Annotated in this window: 5 protein-coding genes; 3 read left to right on the top strand and 2 right to left on the bottom strand. The window is 66.2% G+C overall.

Annotated features, from left to right (window positions below):
* Window positions 1-51: 51 nt before the first annotated feature.
* Both HU750_RS15040 and azu read right to left on the bottom strand, forming a co-directional pair.
* Window positions 52-1,704: a cyclic peptide export ABC transporter gene (locus tag HU750_RS15040; protein WP_186680911.1), complete on the bottom strand. Its 1,653-nt coding sequence runs from the start codon at window positions 1,702-1,704 to the stop codon at window positions 52-54.
* Window positions 1,705-1,750: 46 nt separating this feature from the next.
* On the bottom strand, window positions 1,751-2,203 hold the full coding sequence (gene azu, locus HU750_RS15035) for an azurin (RefSeq protein WP_186680909.1): 453 nt from the start codon (window positions 2,201-2,203) through the stop codon (window positions 1,751-1,753).
* 179 nt (window positions 2,204-2,382) lie between these two features.
* On the opposite strand from azu, the gene HU750_RS15030 reads away from it, so the two are divergent.
* The 3 genes from HU750_RS15030 to HU750_RS15020 all read left to right on the top strand — a co-directional run.
* Complete coding sequence (locus tag HU750_RS15030) at window positions 2,383-3,366, top strand: TauD/TfdA family dioxygenase (RefSeq protein ID WP_186680907.1); 984 nt, start codon at window positions 2,383-2,385, stop codon at window positions 3,364-3,366.
* A gap of 367 nt (window positions 3,367-3,733) precedes the next feature.
* Window positions 3,734-10,213 (top strand): non-ribosomal peptide synthetase, encoded by a 6,480-nt coding sequence (locus tag HU750_RS15025; protein ID WP_186680905.1) that lies wholly within the window; start codon window positions 3,734-3,736, stop codon window positions 10,211-10,213.
* 1 nt (window position 10,214) lies between these two features.
* Window positions 10,215-16,862: non-ribosomal peptide synthetase (locus HU750_RS15020; protein WP_186680902.1), on the top strand; the 6,648-nt coding region annotated here is incomplete at its 3' end.

The raw sequence follows: 16,862 nt of genomic DNA, 5'->3' as shown, positions 1-16,862 counted from the left end.
AAGGGCGGCCATTGTCGTGACCGCCCCTAGCCAAGCCCGCGCTACGCTACTTCACGCCGGCTCTAACGCCTCGACCACCTTCCCGCGGCTCAGGTGCACCACCTTGTCCGCCGTATCGAAGTAGCGGTCATCATGCGAGATCACGATGATGGTCTTGCCCAGCCGCTTCAGGTCCGGCAGCAGCTCGGTGTAAAACACCCGGCGGAAGGTCGGGTCCTGGTCCGCCGCCCATTCGTCGAACAGCAATACCGGCCGGCCATCCAGCCAAGCGTTGACCAGCGCCAGGCGTTTGCGTTGGCCGGTGGAAAGGTCGGTGGTGGTAAACGCACCATCGCGCACGCTCACCTTATGGGCGATTTCCAGCCGCTCCAGGTAGCGCGTGGCATCGCTGGGCAGGCTGTGCTCGTGCTCGGGCAGGTCTTCGAACAGGTAGTAGTCGGCGAATACGGTGGTGAACAGCTGGCGATAGTCGTCCAGGCCCTGCGGGTCAACGGCCTTGCCGTTCAGGCGTACTTCGCCGCGTTGCGGGGTATACAGGCCCAGCAGCAGCTTGATCAGCGAGGTCTTGCCGCAGCCGTTTTCGCCGACGATGAACAGGATCTCGCCCGGCGCGATGCTCAGGTTCACCGGCCCGACGCGGAAGGGTTCGTTACCGTCCACCGGTGGGTAGGCGTATTCGACATTGTGCAGCTCCAGGTGCGCGCTGCCGGGGGCGGTGTGCTTGACCGGCTGGTCCAGCAGCAGGTGCGGTTCGGGCGAGGAAAAGCGCTCGGACAGGTCGGCGATGCGGCGGAACGCCACTTGCGCGCGGCCGAGAATCGGCAGGTTGCCGATCAGCGTCTCCAGCGGGCCTTTCATGTACAGCAGCACCAGCACGAAGCCGCTCATTACGGCCGGGTCGTTGCTCGGCCACAGCGACTGCAGGGCCAGGGTCAGGCCGATGACCACGAAGAACAGCATCGAGCCGAGGCTCTTGGCGGCCACGAAGATGTTGATGGCGCGAATGTGGGTGTTGGCGATGAAGTCGGCCGTGCCCTGGATGTTGCGGGTCAGCATGGCATGGCGGCGGCGGCGGTCGATGCGCAGTTCTTTGGCGCCTTCGGCAATCGCCGAGTAGTGCTTTTGCAGGTTGTCCTCGGCATCGCGGGCGGCGTTGAAACCGGCCACGCCTTTTTGCCGGGCCACGTACTGCACGGCGCTGCCGATGCCGATCGCTACCAGGGTGATCAGGAAGATCGGCCACGACAGCCAGGCCAGGTAGGCCAGGCAGCCGATCACCGTGGTCAGCGAGATGGCCAGCGGGGCGAAGGCGAAGGCGAAGTCGCTGATGGTGTCGACGTCGCGGGTCAGCACTGGGATCAGGCGGTGGGTGCGGTAGCGCTCGATCTGCTCGATCGGCGCCGACAGCACCTTGGCGCCGAGGTCTTTGCGCAGCCGGGCGATGACCTTCTGGCCTACGTAGTTGGTGCCACTGTCGGCGGCCACGCTGCTCACCAGCGCCAGCACGCACAGGCCGGCGAAGGCCAGGATCACGCCCTGGCTCATGCCATCGGGGGCATGCAGGCCCTGGTTGACGGTGGCCAGCAGCGCGGTCACGGCCAGGCCGCCGACCATGCCCAGCAGCACCGAGACGATGACCGCTGGGCGGTAGGGTTTGAGCAGGCCCAGCAATTCGCGGATGGCCCCGGGGGAAGACGTTTTCATGAAGCGCGATCTCGGTGAGGGAGTGGAGGTGGGCGGCGCGGCGGGGTCAGCTCCCGAGGGCCAGGGTGCCCTTCATCAAGGTGCTGTGGAACGGGAACGAGCAGTAGAAGCTGTAGGCAGTGCCGGCCTTCAACGACCGGGTGTCGAGGGTGACGCTGTCTTTTTCGCCACCGCCAATCAGGCGGGTATGGGCGATGACCCGGGTATCGCCGGGCTTCACGTAGTCCTGGGCCTCGCCTGCCTTCAGGCCGTCGTCCAGCACGCCCTGCATGTCTGCCTGGGTGCTCAGGACCCAGTTATGGCCCATCACGTTCTTCGGCATTTCGCCAGGGTGGGCGAGGGTGACGGTGAACGACGTGCAGGCCTTGGGGATGGTGATTTTGGCCTTGTCGAAGGTCATCTGGTCGGTGCCGTGGATGTCCACGGCGCAGTGCTCGGCCGACCAGGCGACGGCAGGGGCCGCGGCAAGCAAGGCGAGGAGCAGAAGCTGGCGAGTCATGTAGGGTTCCTGGACGATAAAAGGGTGCACATCGTTCAGACGAACCGGCGCGCGTTCGCTTTACCTGTGTGTTCGCGCGGGTGAATTTCTGCCGGGCATGCTCGTTCATCTAGTCAGGCGCCCTGATGGCGCAGCATCCCTTTCGCCGCCACGGCGGCCCTGGCTTGAGGTGACGGTACATGAGTGAATTGCTGAGCTTTGCGATCGAACCCCTGGACGCTGCCCGCGGCGACCTGCCGTTGTTGGTGCGCGCGCCGGAGCCTGGCATCGACCTGCTCGACGCGTTTGACGAGCTGAAACCGCTGGTTGAGCGCCACCTGCTGCACGCAGGCGGCATCCTGTTCAGGGGCTTCCAGGTGGGCGGGGCTGAGGCTTTTCGCCAGTTCGCCGCCGCGTTCGGCCACCCGCTGCTCAACTACGAGTTCGGCTCCACGCCGCGCAGCAACGTGACCCAAGGCGTGTACACCTCGACCGAGTACCCGGCGCACCAGAGCATCCCGCTGCACAACGAGCAGGCCTACACCCTCGAGTGGCCGATGAAGATCTGGTTCTACAGCGTGATCCCCGCCGAGACCGGCGGCGAGACGCCGATTGCCGACAGCCGCGAGGTGTATCGGCGGATGCCAGCGCGTATTCGCGAGCGCTTGGTCGAGAAGGGCCTGATGTATGTGCGCAACTACGGCAACGGCCTGGACGTGGAATGGTCGCAGGTGTTCAACACCGAAGACCCGCGGCAGGTAGAGGCCTACTGCCGTGCGCATGCCATTGAATGCATCTGGAAGGAAGATGGCGAGTTGCGCACACGCCAACGCTGCCAGGTGGTAGCGCGTCATCCGGTGACGGGGGAGGACGTGTGGTTCAACCAGGCGCACCTGTTCCATGTGTCGAACCTGCAGCCGGAGGTGCGGGAGTCGTTGATGGACATCGTCGAGGAAGAGGACCTGCCGCGTAATGTGTATTACGGCGATGGCTCGACCATTGAGGACGCGTTGCTTGATGAGGTACGCGGGGTGTTGGATGAGTGTGCCATCCGTTTCCCTTGGCTGGAGAATGATGTGCTGATGCTCGACAACATGCTCGCGGCGCATGCGCGTTCGCCGTTTACGGGGAAGCGCAAGGTGGTGGTGGCGATGGCGCAGGGGCATTCGCAGGTGGGGCGGTGAGGAGGTGCATGCCTTGGGAGTTCTGTCGCCTGTGAGACCGAGCGCCGCCCGCGCGGCGCATCGCGAGCAACGCTCGCTCCTACGTTTGTTTTTGGCCAATAACGCCTGTGACAGGCGCGCGCGACCGCCTTGTTTGTTCGACGCGATATCGAGCCATGCGCCAAGGGGCCGCGCGCCAATGCCCCAGGAATAATTGGCCCGAAACAAACGTAGGAGCGAGCGTTGCTCGCGATGCGCCGCGCGGGCGGCGCTCGATCTCACCGGCGCTGCAAACCCCAAGGCATGCACCTATCAGCCCCAACCCCTAAATCAGCCTCCCATGCCTTCGTCTGACAGTTACCGCTCGACTGCCAGGACACCGCTCGACATGAATGCTGAACAGACGCTCAAACTCGCCCGCCGCTTCATCGAACTCAGCCCCGACAAGCGCCGCCTGTTCCTCAAGGCGTTGCAGGGCGAGGGCATGGACTTCTCCGTGCTGCCGATTGCGCCAGGTGTCGAGGTCGACGAGCGTGACCGGTTGTCCTACGCCCAGCGGCGCATGTGGTTCCTCTGGCAGCTCGACCCCCAAGGCGCAGCCTACAACCTGCCGATGGCCGTGCGCCTGAATGGCCCATTGGTCCTGAGCGCCCTGCAACACGCATTCGACGCCCTGGTCGCCCGCCACGAAACCCTGCGCACCCGCTTTGTCGCCGACGGCGATGACGTACGTCAGCACGTGGATGCCGTCGCGGCCCCGCTGCAATTGCGCCAGGACTGCCTGAGCGAGCTGGCCGAAGCGGCCCGCCAACACGCCCTCGAATCGATTGCCGAAGCAGAGGCCCTGGCGCCTTTCGACTTGGCCACCGGCCCGCTGCTGCGCGTGCGCCTGCTGCAACTGGCAGCGCAGGAACATGTCCTGCTGCTGACCCTGCACCACATCGTCGCCGATGGCTGGTCGATGAACGTGTTGATCGACGAATTCCTGCACCTCTACGACGCCGCCGTGGCCGGCACCCAAGCCACACTCGAGCCCCTGCCGATCCAGTACCGTGACTACGCCCTGTGGCAGCGCAGCTGGCTCGAGGCCGGTGAGCAGGACCGCCAGCTGGCGTACTGGCAGGCGCGCCTGGGCGATGATCACGCCCCGCTGGAGCTGCCGCTGGACCGCACCCGCAACGGCCGGCCAAGCTACCGCGGCGCCCGCCACACATTCCCGATTGCTGCCGATGTCGCCGAGCGCCTGCGCGGCCTGGCGCGTCGGCACAACGTCACCTTGTTCATGGTTTTGCTGGCGGCCTTCAAGCTGCTGCTGCAGCGCTACAGCGGGCAGGGCGCAATCCGCGTCGGCGTGCCCATCGCCAACCGCAACCGCGCCGAAAGCCTGGGTTTGATCGGCTGCTTCATCAATACCCAAGTGCTGCACACCGAGCTCGACCCGCTGCTGGATATCACCGGCCTGTTGCAGCGTGTGCGCGAAACCGCCGTGGGCGCGCAGAGCCACCAGGACCTGCCGTTCGAGCAACTGGTCGAAGCCTTGGACCTGCCCCGCAGCACCGACAGCCCGCTGTTCCGCGTGCTGTTCAACCATCAGGCCCAGGTGGCGGATGTCGAAGCCATCAAGACCCGCTCCGGGCTGAGCCTGGCGCCGATCACGCTGGAAAAGCACAGCGCCCGTTTCGACCTGGCGCTGGATACCCACGAGCGTGCCGGGCAGTTGCATGCGGCCTTCACCTATGCCCTGGACGTGTTTGATGCGGCCACTGTCGAGGCCCTGGGCGAGCAATGGCTGGCCTTGGTGCAGGCGCTGGCCGATGACACCGCTGGCGCGGTGGGCGAGTTGCCGTTGCCTGGCCTGGCAGCCACTCGGGGTGTGCCAGGTCATTTGGTCGAGCCGCTGCTGGTTCACCAGCGCTTTGCCGACGCCGTCCGCTGCCACCCCACACGCACCGCAGTGATTGCCGCTGGCGAGGCAGCCAGCTACGCCGAACTCGACGCCCGCGCCGAGGCCATCGCCGACAGGCTGGTCGAAGCCGGCGTGCAGCCAGACACCCTGGTCGGCGTGCTGGCTGACCGCAGTGTCGGCATGCTCGCCAGCATCCTCGGCGTGCTCAAGGCGGGCGGCGCGTACCTGCCCCTGGAACCTGAACAACCGGCCGAACGCCTGGCCTACTTGCTCACCGACAGCGGCACCCAGCGGGTGCTGGCCCCTGGCAGCTGGCAGGCGGAGCTGCCTGAAGGCGTCTCTCGACTGGCGTGGGAACACACCCAAGCCCTAAGCCAAAACACGCCACGCCCTAGTGCTGCCGCAGCCAACCTCGCCTACGTGATCTACACCTCCGGCACCACCGGCCAGCCCAAGGGCGTCGCGATCAGCCATGGCGCCTTGGGCAACTACGTTGAGGGTATCGCCGCACGCCTGCCGGTGGGGCAGATCCACAGCATGGCGCAAGTCTCGACCCCGGCTGCGGACCTCGGCCACACCATGCTGTTCGGCGCCCTGTGCGGCGGCCAGACCTTGCACCTGATGCTGCGCGAGCAAGTGTTGGATGCCGAGGGCTTTGCGGCCTACCTGGCACAGCACCAGGTGGGCGCCGTTAAGATCGTGCCCTCGCACCTGGAGGCCATGTTGGTCGCCGGTCGCGCGGCACTGCCTGGCCAGTGTCTGGTGCTGGGCGGCGAAGCCATCAGCCCGGGCCTGCTCGGCAAAATCCGCGCCCTGGCGCCGACACTCAAGGTGTTCAACCACTACGGCCCGACCGAGACCACGGTCGGCGTGCTGGTGGCTGAACTGGACGATCAGGCGTCGCTCGGCCAACCGCTGGCCAACGCAACCGTCAGCGTGCTCGACAGCTGCCTGCAGCCACTGCCGGCCAAGGCCAAGGGCGAGCTGTACATCGGCGGCGCCGGCCTTGCCCGTGGCTACCTCGGCCGCCCGGCGCTCACCGCCGAGCGCTTCGTGCCCGACCCAAGTGGTGCCCACGGCGAACGCCTTTACCGCAGTGGCGACTGGGTACGGCACAACGCCGCTGGCGAGCTGCAGTTTGCCGGGCGCATGGACGGCCAGGTGAAAATCCGCGGTTACCGCGTGGAACTGGCCGAGATCGAGCAGCAGTTGCTTAGCCTGGAAGGCGTCGTCAACGCCGTGGTCCGGGTCAAGGGCCAGGCACCGGAAGCGGTGCTGGCGGCCTGGCTGGTGCCCAGCCAAATGCCGGCAGACAGCCAAGCTTGGCAGGACACGATTCGCGCCACGCTCAAAGGCCTGCTGCCCGAGCACATGGTGCCGACCCACCTGATGGTGCTGGCGCAACTGCCGGTCACGGTCAACGGCAAGGTCGACGTCAAGGCGCTGCCCGAGCCGGTGGCCACCCAGGCGGCTTACCAGGCACCGGTGACCCCGCTGCAGGTGCAACTGGCGCAGATCTGGGCTGAAGTGCTGCAGGTGCCGCAGGTGGGCCTGAGCGACAACTTCTTTGCCTTGGGCGGGCACTCGCTGCTGGCCACCCAGGCCGTATCGCGGGTGCGCAAGCACCTGGGCCTGGACATCCCGCTGCGTACCCTGTTCGACACGGTCGACCTGCAGGCCTTCGCCCAGGCAGTGGCTGAGGGCGAGCAGGGTGCAGGGCTTGAGATCGAGATCCTCGACCGCGAGCAGCCACTGCCGGTGTCCCGCTCGCAAAACCGTCAGTGGCTGTTCTGGAAGCTCAACCCCGAAAGCCTGGCCTACAACACGCCAATGGCCGTGCGCATGCAAGGCACCCTCGACCGTGCTGCGGTGCAGGCCGCGCTGGATGCGCTGGTGGCGCGCCACGAGTCACTGCGCACGGTGTTCGTCGAAGCCAACGGTTTGCCGTGGCAACGCATCCTGCCCGCCGCCTCGGTGCCGATCGGTTTCGAAGACCTCAGTGGCCAGGACGAAGCCGCGCAGATGCGCAAGCTGGAGGCCGAAGCCTTCGCCCCGTTCGACCTGGAGCACGGCCCATTGCTGCGTGCCCGCCTGTTCATGGTGCATGCGCAAGAGCACCTGCTGTCGCTGACCCTGCACCACATCGTCTCCGACGGTTGGTCGATGAGCCTGTTGGTACGCGAGTTCGCAGCGGCCTACAACGCGGCGGCCAGCGGCCAGGTGCGGGCCATTGAACCGCTGCCGGTGCAGTACGCCGACTTCGCCGCCTGGCAACGCAAATGGCTGGACGAGGGGCAGATGCAGGCACAGATCGACTATTGGAAAGCGCGCCTTGAAGACGACTTCGAAGTCCTCGAACTGCCCGCCGACCGTATTCGCCCGCAGGTCAAAAGCTACCAGGGCAGCCGCTTCGATGTGCGCCTGCCGCTGGCCCTGACCGAGCGCCTGCGGGCATTGGCGGTGTCGTCCAATGCCACGCTGTTCCATGTCTTTTTGGCGGCCTATGCCATCGTGCTGTCGCGCTACAGCCGCAAGGACACGATCAACATCGGCGTGCCGGTCACCAACCGCAACCGCCTGGAGCTCGAAGGGCTGATCGGCTTCTTCATCAACGTGGTAGTGGCGCGGGTGGGCGTCGATGGCAGCCTGCCGTTCCCGCAACTGCTGGCCGCGATCAAGGAGACCACGTTGCAGGCCCAGGCCAACAAGGACGTGCCGTTCCTTGAGGTGGCCGAAGCCCTGTACCCCGAGCGCGACCAGGGCGTGAACCCGTTCTTCCAGGTGCTGTACAACCATTTGCGCGACTTGGGCGAGCAGGTGTCCAGCGATGCCCTGCTTGGCCTCAAGGTCCGGGAAGTGGACCTGCTGGAGCCGGGCGCGCAATACGACATCTCGCTCAACACCCTGGAACGTTCCGACGGTGTAACGGCCTCGTTCAACTACTCCACCGACCTGTTCGATGCCCCGCGTATCGAGCGCATGGCCGGGCACTGGCAATCGCTGCTCGAAGCCATCTGTGCCGAGCCGCAGCGCTGCATCGCCGAGCTGGACTTCTTGGCCGACGCTGAGCGCCGTCAACTGACTCATGGCTGGAACCCGGCACCGCAGGCCAGCAGCGGCCTGTGTGCGCACCAGTTGCTGGAGCGTCAGGCAAGTGCACGGCCCGACGCCGTGGCGCTTATTTTCGACGACCAGCAACTGAGCTACGCCGAGCTCGACCGCTGCAGTAACCAGTTGGCCCACCGCCTGCGTGCCCTGGGCGTAGGCCCAGACCGCCTGGTAGGTGTAGCCGTCGAGCGCGGCCTGGGCATGGCGCTGGCGCTGATCGCCATTCACAAGGCTGGCGGTGCCTATGTGCCGCTAGACCCGGACTACCCGCAAGAGCGCCTGGCGTACATGGTCGAGGACAGCGGCATCGGCCTGCTGCTGGCCGATGCGCCGTCGCTGGCGCGCTTGCAGCTGGATAAGCAGCTGCCTTGCGTGGTGCTCGAACCCGGCACCCAGTGGCTGCACGCCTGGCCAACCGAGCCGCTGCCGAACTTGGCCGCGCCGCACAACCTCGCCTATGTCATCTACACCTCCGGTTCCACCGGCATGCCCAAGGGTGTGGCCATCGATCACCATGCCTTGTCGGTGTTCTGCCAGGTGGCTGGCGACTACTCGCGCCTGAGCCCGGAAGACCGTGTGCTGCAGTTCGCTACCTTCAGCTTCGACGGCTTCATCGAGCAGTTTTTCCCGCCGCTGGCGCAAGGCGCTTGCGTGGTGCTGCGCGACCTGCGGCTGTGGGACACCAACACCCTGGTGGACGAGATCAACCGCCACGGGGTTACCGTGGCCGACCTGCCGGCGGCCTACTGGCGCCTCCTGGCCCTGGAGCGTCGCGCACCCGAGGCCTATGGCCGGCTCAAGCAGATCCACGTGGGCGGTGAAGCGGTGCCGGAAGATGCCCTGCGCGCCTGGCTGGCCGACGGGCCGCCGGCGGTGCGCCTGCTCAACACCTACGGCCCGACCGAGGCGACTGTGGTCGCCACCACGTTCGACTGCTCGCCAATGACGCCCGAGCAGATCAGCGCAGGCGGCGTACCGATTGGCCGCGCGTTGCCAGGCCGGACCTTGCACGCTCTGGACGACGGCCTGTCGCCGACCCCGGTCGGCGTGTCGGGCGAACTGTTCATCGGCGGGGCAGGGTGCCTGGCGCGGGGTTACCACCAACGCCCATCGCTGACAGCCGAACGCTTCATTCCCGACCCGTTCGACCCCGTGGGTGGAGGCCGGTTGTACCGCACCGGCGACCTCGGTTACTACGACGAGCAGGGGCAACTGGCCTATCGCGGGCGAGCTGACCACCAGGTGAAAGTGCGCGGCTTCCGCATTGAACTGGGCGAGATCGAGCAGTACCTGCGCGCGCACCCGGATGTGCGCGAGGCAACGGTACTGGCCATCGACCTGCCCAGCGGCAAGCAGCTGTGCGCCTATGCCGTGCCTGTCGAAGGCAGCACTGGCGACCTGCGCCAGGCGCTCAAGCAGTACCTCAAGGCCAGCCTGCCGGACTACATGATCCCGTCCTACCTGGTGACCCTGCCGAACATGCCGCTGACCCCCAGCGGCAAGCTCGACCGCAAGGCGCTGCCGCTGCCCGACCCCAGCCAGCCGCAGCACGACTACGAAGCGCCGCAGACCGAACTGCAACAGCAACTGGCGCAGATCTGGGCGCAATTGCTGAACCTCGGCCAGGTTGGCCTGAACGACAACTTCTTCGAGCTCGGCGGCCACTCCCTGCTGGCCGCACAGGCGGTTTCGCGCATCAACGTGGAGCTGGGCCTGGACCTGCCCCTGCGGCTGATCTTCGCCCACCCCGAGCTGCGTGCGTTCGCCCAGGCACTGGACGAGCAGGGCCTGTCGCTGAGCGACGACGGCCTGAGCGATATCGAAAAAATGATGAATGAATTCACAGAGGCCTGACATGGAACTCACTGCAGCACAACGCATTGCCCAACGCTTCGTCGGCCTCCCTGTGGAGCAGCGTCAGCAGATCCTGGAGAAAATGCAGGCCACCGGGCAAAGCTTCCGCCTGTTGCCCATCGTGCCCGCACGCCAGGGCCTGGCGCGCATTCCGTTGTCGTTTGCCCAGCAGCGCTTGCTGTTCCTGTGGCAGTTGGAGCCCGATAGCCCGGCCTATAACGTGCCGATGGCCGTGCGCCTCAAGGGCGCACTCGACCTGGCGGTATTGCAGCAGGCGCTGGATGCGCTGGTCAGCCGCCATGAATCACTGCGTACCCGCTTCGTCTCGGATGAAGGCGAGTTCCATCAGGACATTCTCAACGCCTGCCCGCTGCTGCTGGACGTGGTCGAATGCCAGGACGATGAAGCCGCCTTGAGCGTGGCTGTCGATGCCGCGCTGAAGCACCCGTTCGACCTGCTGGCCGGGCCGTTGATGCGGGTTACGCTGCTGCGCGTGGACGCTGAGCACCATGTGCTGGCCCTGAGCATGCACCACATCATCTCCGACGGTTGGTCGAGCGACCTGCTGGTGCAGGAATTCATCCAGCTGTACACCGCGTTGGCTGAAGGCCGTCAGGCCGTATTGCCGGCCCTGCCGATCCAGTACGCCGATTATGCGATCTGGCAGCGTGCCTGGCTGGAGGCCGGTGAGGCCCAGCGCCAGCTGGCGTACTGGCAGGCGCAACTGGGTGACGAGCAGCCGTTGCTGAGCCTGCCGCTGGACTTCGAGCGGCCGGCCACGCCGAGCTATCGCGGCGCGGTGCTCAAGCTGAACATCGGCGCCGAGCAGGCCGAGGCTTTGCGCGCCCAGGCACGCAAGGGCGGCCACACCGTATTCGTGCTGATGCTGGCGGCCATGGCGGTGGTGCTGTCGCGCTACAGCGGGCAGTCGGACATCCGCATCGGCGCGCCGAATGCCGGGCGTAACCGCAAAGAGCTGGAAGGCCTGATTGGCTTCTTCATCAATACCCAAGTGCTGCGCGTGCAAGTGGACGAGCGCGCGACCTTCGCTGCGCTGCTGGAGCAGGTCAAGGACGTGATTGGCGGCGCCCAGTCGCATCAGGAACTGCCGTTCGAGCACCTGGTGGATGCCTTGCTGCCAGAGCGCAACCTGGCCCACAACCCGCTGTTCCAGTTCAAGATCAACCAGCACGTGGCGGCCGGCGACCCCTCGCGCAAGCGCCTGGGTGAGCTGGAAGTGGAAGGCTTTGCTCGCGAAGGAGGCGATGCGCGCTTTGACCTGGCCTTCGACTTCTCGGACAAACCCGAAGGCATCGAGGGGTATTTCACCTACGCCACCGACCTGTTCGAGCAGGCCACCATTCAGCGCCTGGCGGATTCGCTGCGGCGCGTGCTGGACGTGCTCAGCCACGCCCCGCACACGCCGATCGTCGAACACCTTGAAGTGGCGGCGCAGCAGAAGGCCGTGCCAGCAGCTTACTCGCACCGCGACTTCCTCGCCTTGTGGCACCAGGCGATGGCCCAAGGGCAGGCCCAAGGTGGCGTGCGCGCAGGTGACCGCTTCATGACCCAGGCCGGGCTGGACGCTGCGTCCAACCGCGTGGCCGACTACCTGCGCCAGCGCGGCGTCGGTGCTGGCAGCATCGTTGCCCTGTGCCTGCCGCGCTCCATCGAGTGGGTCACAGCCTTGCTGGCAGTCCTCAAGACCGGGGCCGCCTACCTGCCGCTGGACACCCAGCAGCCGGAGGAGCGCTTGCAGCAGTTGATCGTCGACAGTGGCGCTGCCGTGCTGCTGCATGAGCCGGGCGATACACGCTTCGCGGGCCTCGACGGGGTGCAGGCGGTTGCCTGTGAGCCCGCCACCTGGGCAGGCTGCAGGGACAGCCGGGTAGAGGTTGCAGTCAGCCCTGAACAGCCGGCCTACCTCATCTACACCTCGGGCTCGACCGGCCAGCCGAAAGGCGTGGTGGTCAGCCACGGGTCGCTGGCCAGCTACATCCAGGCCGTGCTGGAGCGCCTGCAACTGCCCGCCGGTGCGAGCATGGCCATGGTGTCCACCACCGCCGCCGACCTGGGCCACACCGTGCTGTTCGGGGCCCTGGCCTCGGGCCGCCTGCTGCATTTGTTGCCGCAGGAGCTGGCCTTCGACCCCGACGGCTTCGCCAGCTACATGGCGCAGCACCAGGTGGGCGTGGTTAAGCTGGTGCCAAGCCACCTGCAAGGCCTGCTGCAAGCGTCCCGCGCCGCCGAGGTGCTGCCCGCCGAGGCGTTGATTCTGGGCGGCGAAGCGTGCCCTTGGAGCCTGCTGGAAAAAGTCCGTGAATTGCGCCCGGGGTGCCGGGTGATCAACCACTACGGCCCAACCGAGACCACGGTCGGCGTGCTGACCTTCGAGCCAGGCCAGCGTTTGCAAGGCTGCCGCACGGTGCCGGTTGGTCGCCCGCTGGGCAATGCCTGCGCCCAGGTGCTCGATGGTTACCTCAACCCGCTGGCGCCGCACGTGGCCGGCGAGCTGTACCTGGGTGGGCAGGGCGTTGCTCAGGGCTACCTGGGCCAGCCGGGGCTGACGGCCGAACGCTTTGTACCGGCCCCGGGTGGCGCCCGCCTGTACCGCACGGGCGACCGAGCGCGAATGAGTGCTGAAGGCCTCATCGAATTCATCGGGCGTGCCGATGACCAAGTGAAAATCCGTGGCTATCGCGTCGAGCCGGGTGAAATCGGCCGAGTCATCGCCGGGCTGCCCGGTGTCAGCGACGCCGTGGTCCTGGCCGTGCCGCTGGAAGGCGATGCCGAGCGCCTGCAGTTGGTGGCCTACGTGGTGGCTGAAGGGGGCATGAGCACGCAGCAGTTGCAGGCGCACCTGCAGACGCGCCTGCCTGACTACATGGTGCCCGCACACATCCTGTTGCTCGAGCGCCTGCCACTGACCGCCAACGGCAAGCTCGACAAGCGTGCCTTGCCCACACCGGGCGCGGTAAGCCGCGGCTATGTGGCCCCAGAAGGCGAGGTCGAAGAAAAGCTCGCCGCCGTGTGGGCCGATGTGCTCAAGCTGGAACGCGTGGGCAGCAGCGACAACTTCTTCGAGTTGGGTGGCGACTCCATCCTTAGCCTGCAGATCATTGCCCGGGCCAAGCGCCAAGGCATCAAGATCACCCCCAAGCAGCTGTTCGAACAGCAGACCGTTGGCCAACTGGCCCAGGTCGCCAAGCGCATCGAAGCCAAGCAACCGCTTGCAGCCCCCGTGGATACCGCGACCCGCGGTGAGGTGGCGCTGCTGCCGGCCCAGGTGCGTTTCTTCGAGATGGACATCGCCCAGCCTGCGCACTGGAACCAGTCGGTGCTGCTGAAGCCGGCCCAGCGTGTGCAAGTGGAGCACCTGGAGTCGGCCCTGCGTGCGGTGCTGGAACAGCACGATGCCTTGCGCCTGCGCTTTAGCCGCCAGAGCGGCCAGTGGCAGGCCTGCTTCCAGGCCCTGGACGCTTCGCCGGTGCTGCGCCAGCGCAGCCTCGCGGCGTTGAGCGAACTGGACGCTGCGGGCACCGAGGTGCAAGCCAGCCTCGAGCTGGAGCACGGGCCGCTGCTGCGTGCCGAACTGTTCGACGTCGCCGATGGTCAGCAGCGTTTGCTGTTGGTCATCCACCACTTGGTGGTAGACGGCGTGTCCTGGCGGGTACTGCTGGAGGACCTGCAAGAGGCCTATCAGCAACGCCTGAACGGGCAGGTCGTTAGCCTGCCGGCCAAAACCTGCGGCGTGAAAGCCTGGGCAGAGCGCCTGGCCGCTCACGCCAGCAGCCCAGCGCTGCACGCCCAGGCTGACTACTGGCAGCAGGTGCTGCAAGGCAGCCCGGCAGAACTGCCGCGTGACAACCCGCAGGGCAGCCTGGGCAACCAGCATGCCCGCACCGCTGCATCGCGCCTGGATGCCGCGCGTACCGCCCAGTTGCTGAAGCAGGCACCCGCCGCCTACCGCACCCAGGTCAACGACCTGCTGCTGACCGCGCTGGCGCGTACCCTGTGCCAGTGGAGCGCGCAGGACGAGGTGCTGGTGCAACTGGAAGGCCATGGCCGCGAAGACCTGTTCGACGACCTTGACCTCAGCCGCACGGTGGGTTGGTTCACCAGCGTGTTCCCGGTACGCCTTGCCCCTGGCCAGGCGCTGGGCCCGTCGATCAAGGCAATCAAAGAGCAATTGCGCGCGGTGCCGGACAAGGGCATCGGTTACGGCCTGCTGCGTTACCTGGGCGATACCCCGGTGCGTGAGCGGCTCAGCGGCACTGCGCAGCCACGCGTCACCTTCAACTACCTGGGCCAGTTCGACAGCAGTTTCACGACCGACGATACCGTCTTGTTCAGCCCGAGCGGCGAAAGCGCCGGGCGTACCCAATGCGCCGGTGCGCAACTGGGCAACTGGCTGAGCATCACCGGCCAGGTGTATGGCGGCGAGCTGTTCCTGGAGTGGACCTACAGCGAAGACGTCTACCACCCGGAAACCATCCAGCAGCTGGCCCAGGCCTACGAGCAGGCACTGGCCGAGTTGGTCGAGCATTGCTGCCAGGCGCAGCACCACGGCGTGACGCCTTCGGACGTCCCCTTGGCCGCGCTCACCCAGGGCCAGTTGGACAGCTTGCCTGTACCTGCAGCGCAGATCGCCGATGTGTATCCGCTGTCGCCGATGCAGCAGGGCATGCTGTTCCACACGCTCTACGACCATCAGGCCGGCAACTACATCAACCAGTTGCGCGTCGATGTCGAGGGGCTGGATGTACAGCGCTTCAAGCAGGCCTGGCAGGCTGTGCTCGATGCCCATGACATCCTGCGCAGCGGTTTCGTCCTGCAGGGCGAGCTGGAGCAGGCCGTGCAGGTGGTGCGCAAATCGGTGGCGTTGCCGTGCAGCGAGCATGACTGGCGTGGCCAGCCGGCGCTTGAGCAGGCCCTGCAGGCGCTGGCCGAAGGGGAGCGCCAACAAGGGTTCGACCTGACCGAAGCGCCGCTGCTGCGCCTGGTGCTGGTCCGTATCGACGATGACCGTTACCACTTGATCTACACCAACCACCACATCTTGATGGATGGCTGGAGCACCTCACGCCTCCTGGGTGAAGTGCTGCAACGTTACGCAGGCATGGCGCTAAAGGCCCAGGCCACGCACTACCGCGACTATATCGCCTGGCTGCAAGGCCAGGACGCGGCGGTCGCCGAAGCCTTCTGGCAGGCCCAACTGGCCGCGCTCGATGAGCCGACGCGCCTGGCCAAGGCCATTGCCGGTTGCGCAGGCGATGCCGGCAGCGGCTACGGTGATCATCGCCTGGCCCTCGATGCCGAGCAGACCGCCCGCATCGAAGCCTTCGCCCGGGCTAACCGCGTCACCGTCAACACCTTGGTGCAATCGGCCTGGCTGCTGCTGTTGCAGCGCTATACCGGCCAGGCCAGTGTCTGCTTCGGCGCCACCGTGGCCGGCCGCCCGGCAGATTTGCCAGGCGTTGAGGAGCAGATCGGCCTGTTCATCAACACCCTGCCGGTGATTGGCGCGCCCCGCGCCGAGCAGCGTGTCGGCGAGTGGATCGCCCAGGTTCAAGGCTGCAACCTGGCGTTGCGCGAGTTCGAGCACACCCCGTTGTACGACGTGCAGCGCTGGGCCGGGCAGGGCGGTGACGCGCTGTTCGACAGCATTCTGGTGTTCGAAAACTACCCGGTGTCCGAGGCGCTGCAACAAGGCGCGCCGGGCGGGTTGCGCTTTGGCGACGTGGCTGTGCAAGAGCAGACCAACTACCCGCTGACGCTGGTAGTAGAACTGGGCGCGACCCTGTCGATGCAATACAGCCATGACCGTGCCCTGTGGAGCGACGAGAGCATTGGCCGGTTGGCGGGTTATTTCACTCGCCTACTGCAGGCATTGGTCGCCGATGCGGATGCAGTAGTCGGCGAGCTGCCGATGCTGAGCCTGCAAGAGCAGCAGATGATGGTCGAGGGTTGGAACGACACCGCCGCGACGTACCCGAATGAGCGCAGCATCCACTCACTGATCGAAGCCCAGGTGTTCGCCACCCCGGACGCCCCGGCGTTGATGTTTGGTGAGCAGACCCTGAGCTACGCCGAACTCAACGGCAAAGCCAACCAGCTGGCGCACAAGCTGCGTGAACTGGGCGTTGGCCCGGACGTGCTGGTAGGCATCGCCATGGAGCGCAGCCTGGAGATGGTTATCGGCTTGCTGGGTATCGTCAAAGCCGGTGGCGCCTATGTGCCGCTGGACCCGGAATACCCGCAGGACCGCCTGAGCTACATGTTCGAAGACAGCGGCATTGCCTTGCTGCTGACCCAGTCGCACCTGCGTGATGCCTTGCCGATCCCGGCTGGCCTGCGCAGCCTGGATCTGGACAGCGAAAACCTCGATGGCTACAGCGATGCCAACCCAGGTATCGACGTAGCCCCGCTGAACCTCGCCTACGTGATCTACACCTCCGGCTCCACCGGCCGCCCGAAAGGCGCCGGCAACAGCCATCAGGCACTGGTCAACCGCCTGTGGTGGATGCAGAAGGCCTACGGCCTGGACGCCAGTGACAGCGTGCTGCAGAAAACCCCGTTCAGCTTCGACGTGTCGGTGTGGGAGTTCTTCTGGCCGCTGATGACCGGTGCGCGCCTGGTCATGGCCCAG

This window comes from Pseudomonas sp. SWRI50 (assembly GCF_014269095.1).
GTDB classification, from domain to species: Bacteria; Pseudomonadota; Gammaproteobacteria; order Pseudomonadales; family Pseudomonadaceae; genus Aquipseudomonas; species Aquipseudomonas kermanshahensis.
This window is presented reverse-complemented; position numbering and strand designations above follow the sequence as displayed.

Coding starts and splice junctions, on each gene's coding strand:
- azu (WP_186680909.1), bottom strand. CDS start 2,203: ATGACTCGCCAGCTTCTGCTCCTCGCCTTGCTTGCCGCGGCCCCTGCC.
- HU750_RS15040 (WP_186680911.1), bottom strand. CDS start 1,704: ATGAAAACGTCTTCCCCCGGGGCCATCCGCGAATTGCTGGGCCTGCTC.
- HU750_RS15025 (WP_186680905.1), top strand. CDS start 3,734: ATGAATGCTGAACAGACGCTCAAACTCGCCCGCCGCTTCATCGAACTC.
- HU750_RS15030 (WP_186680907.1), top strand. CDS start 2,383: ATGAGTGAATTGCTGAGCTTTGCGATCGAACCCCTGGACGCTGCCCGC.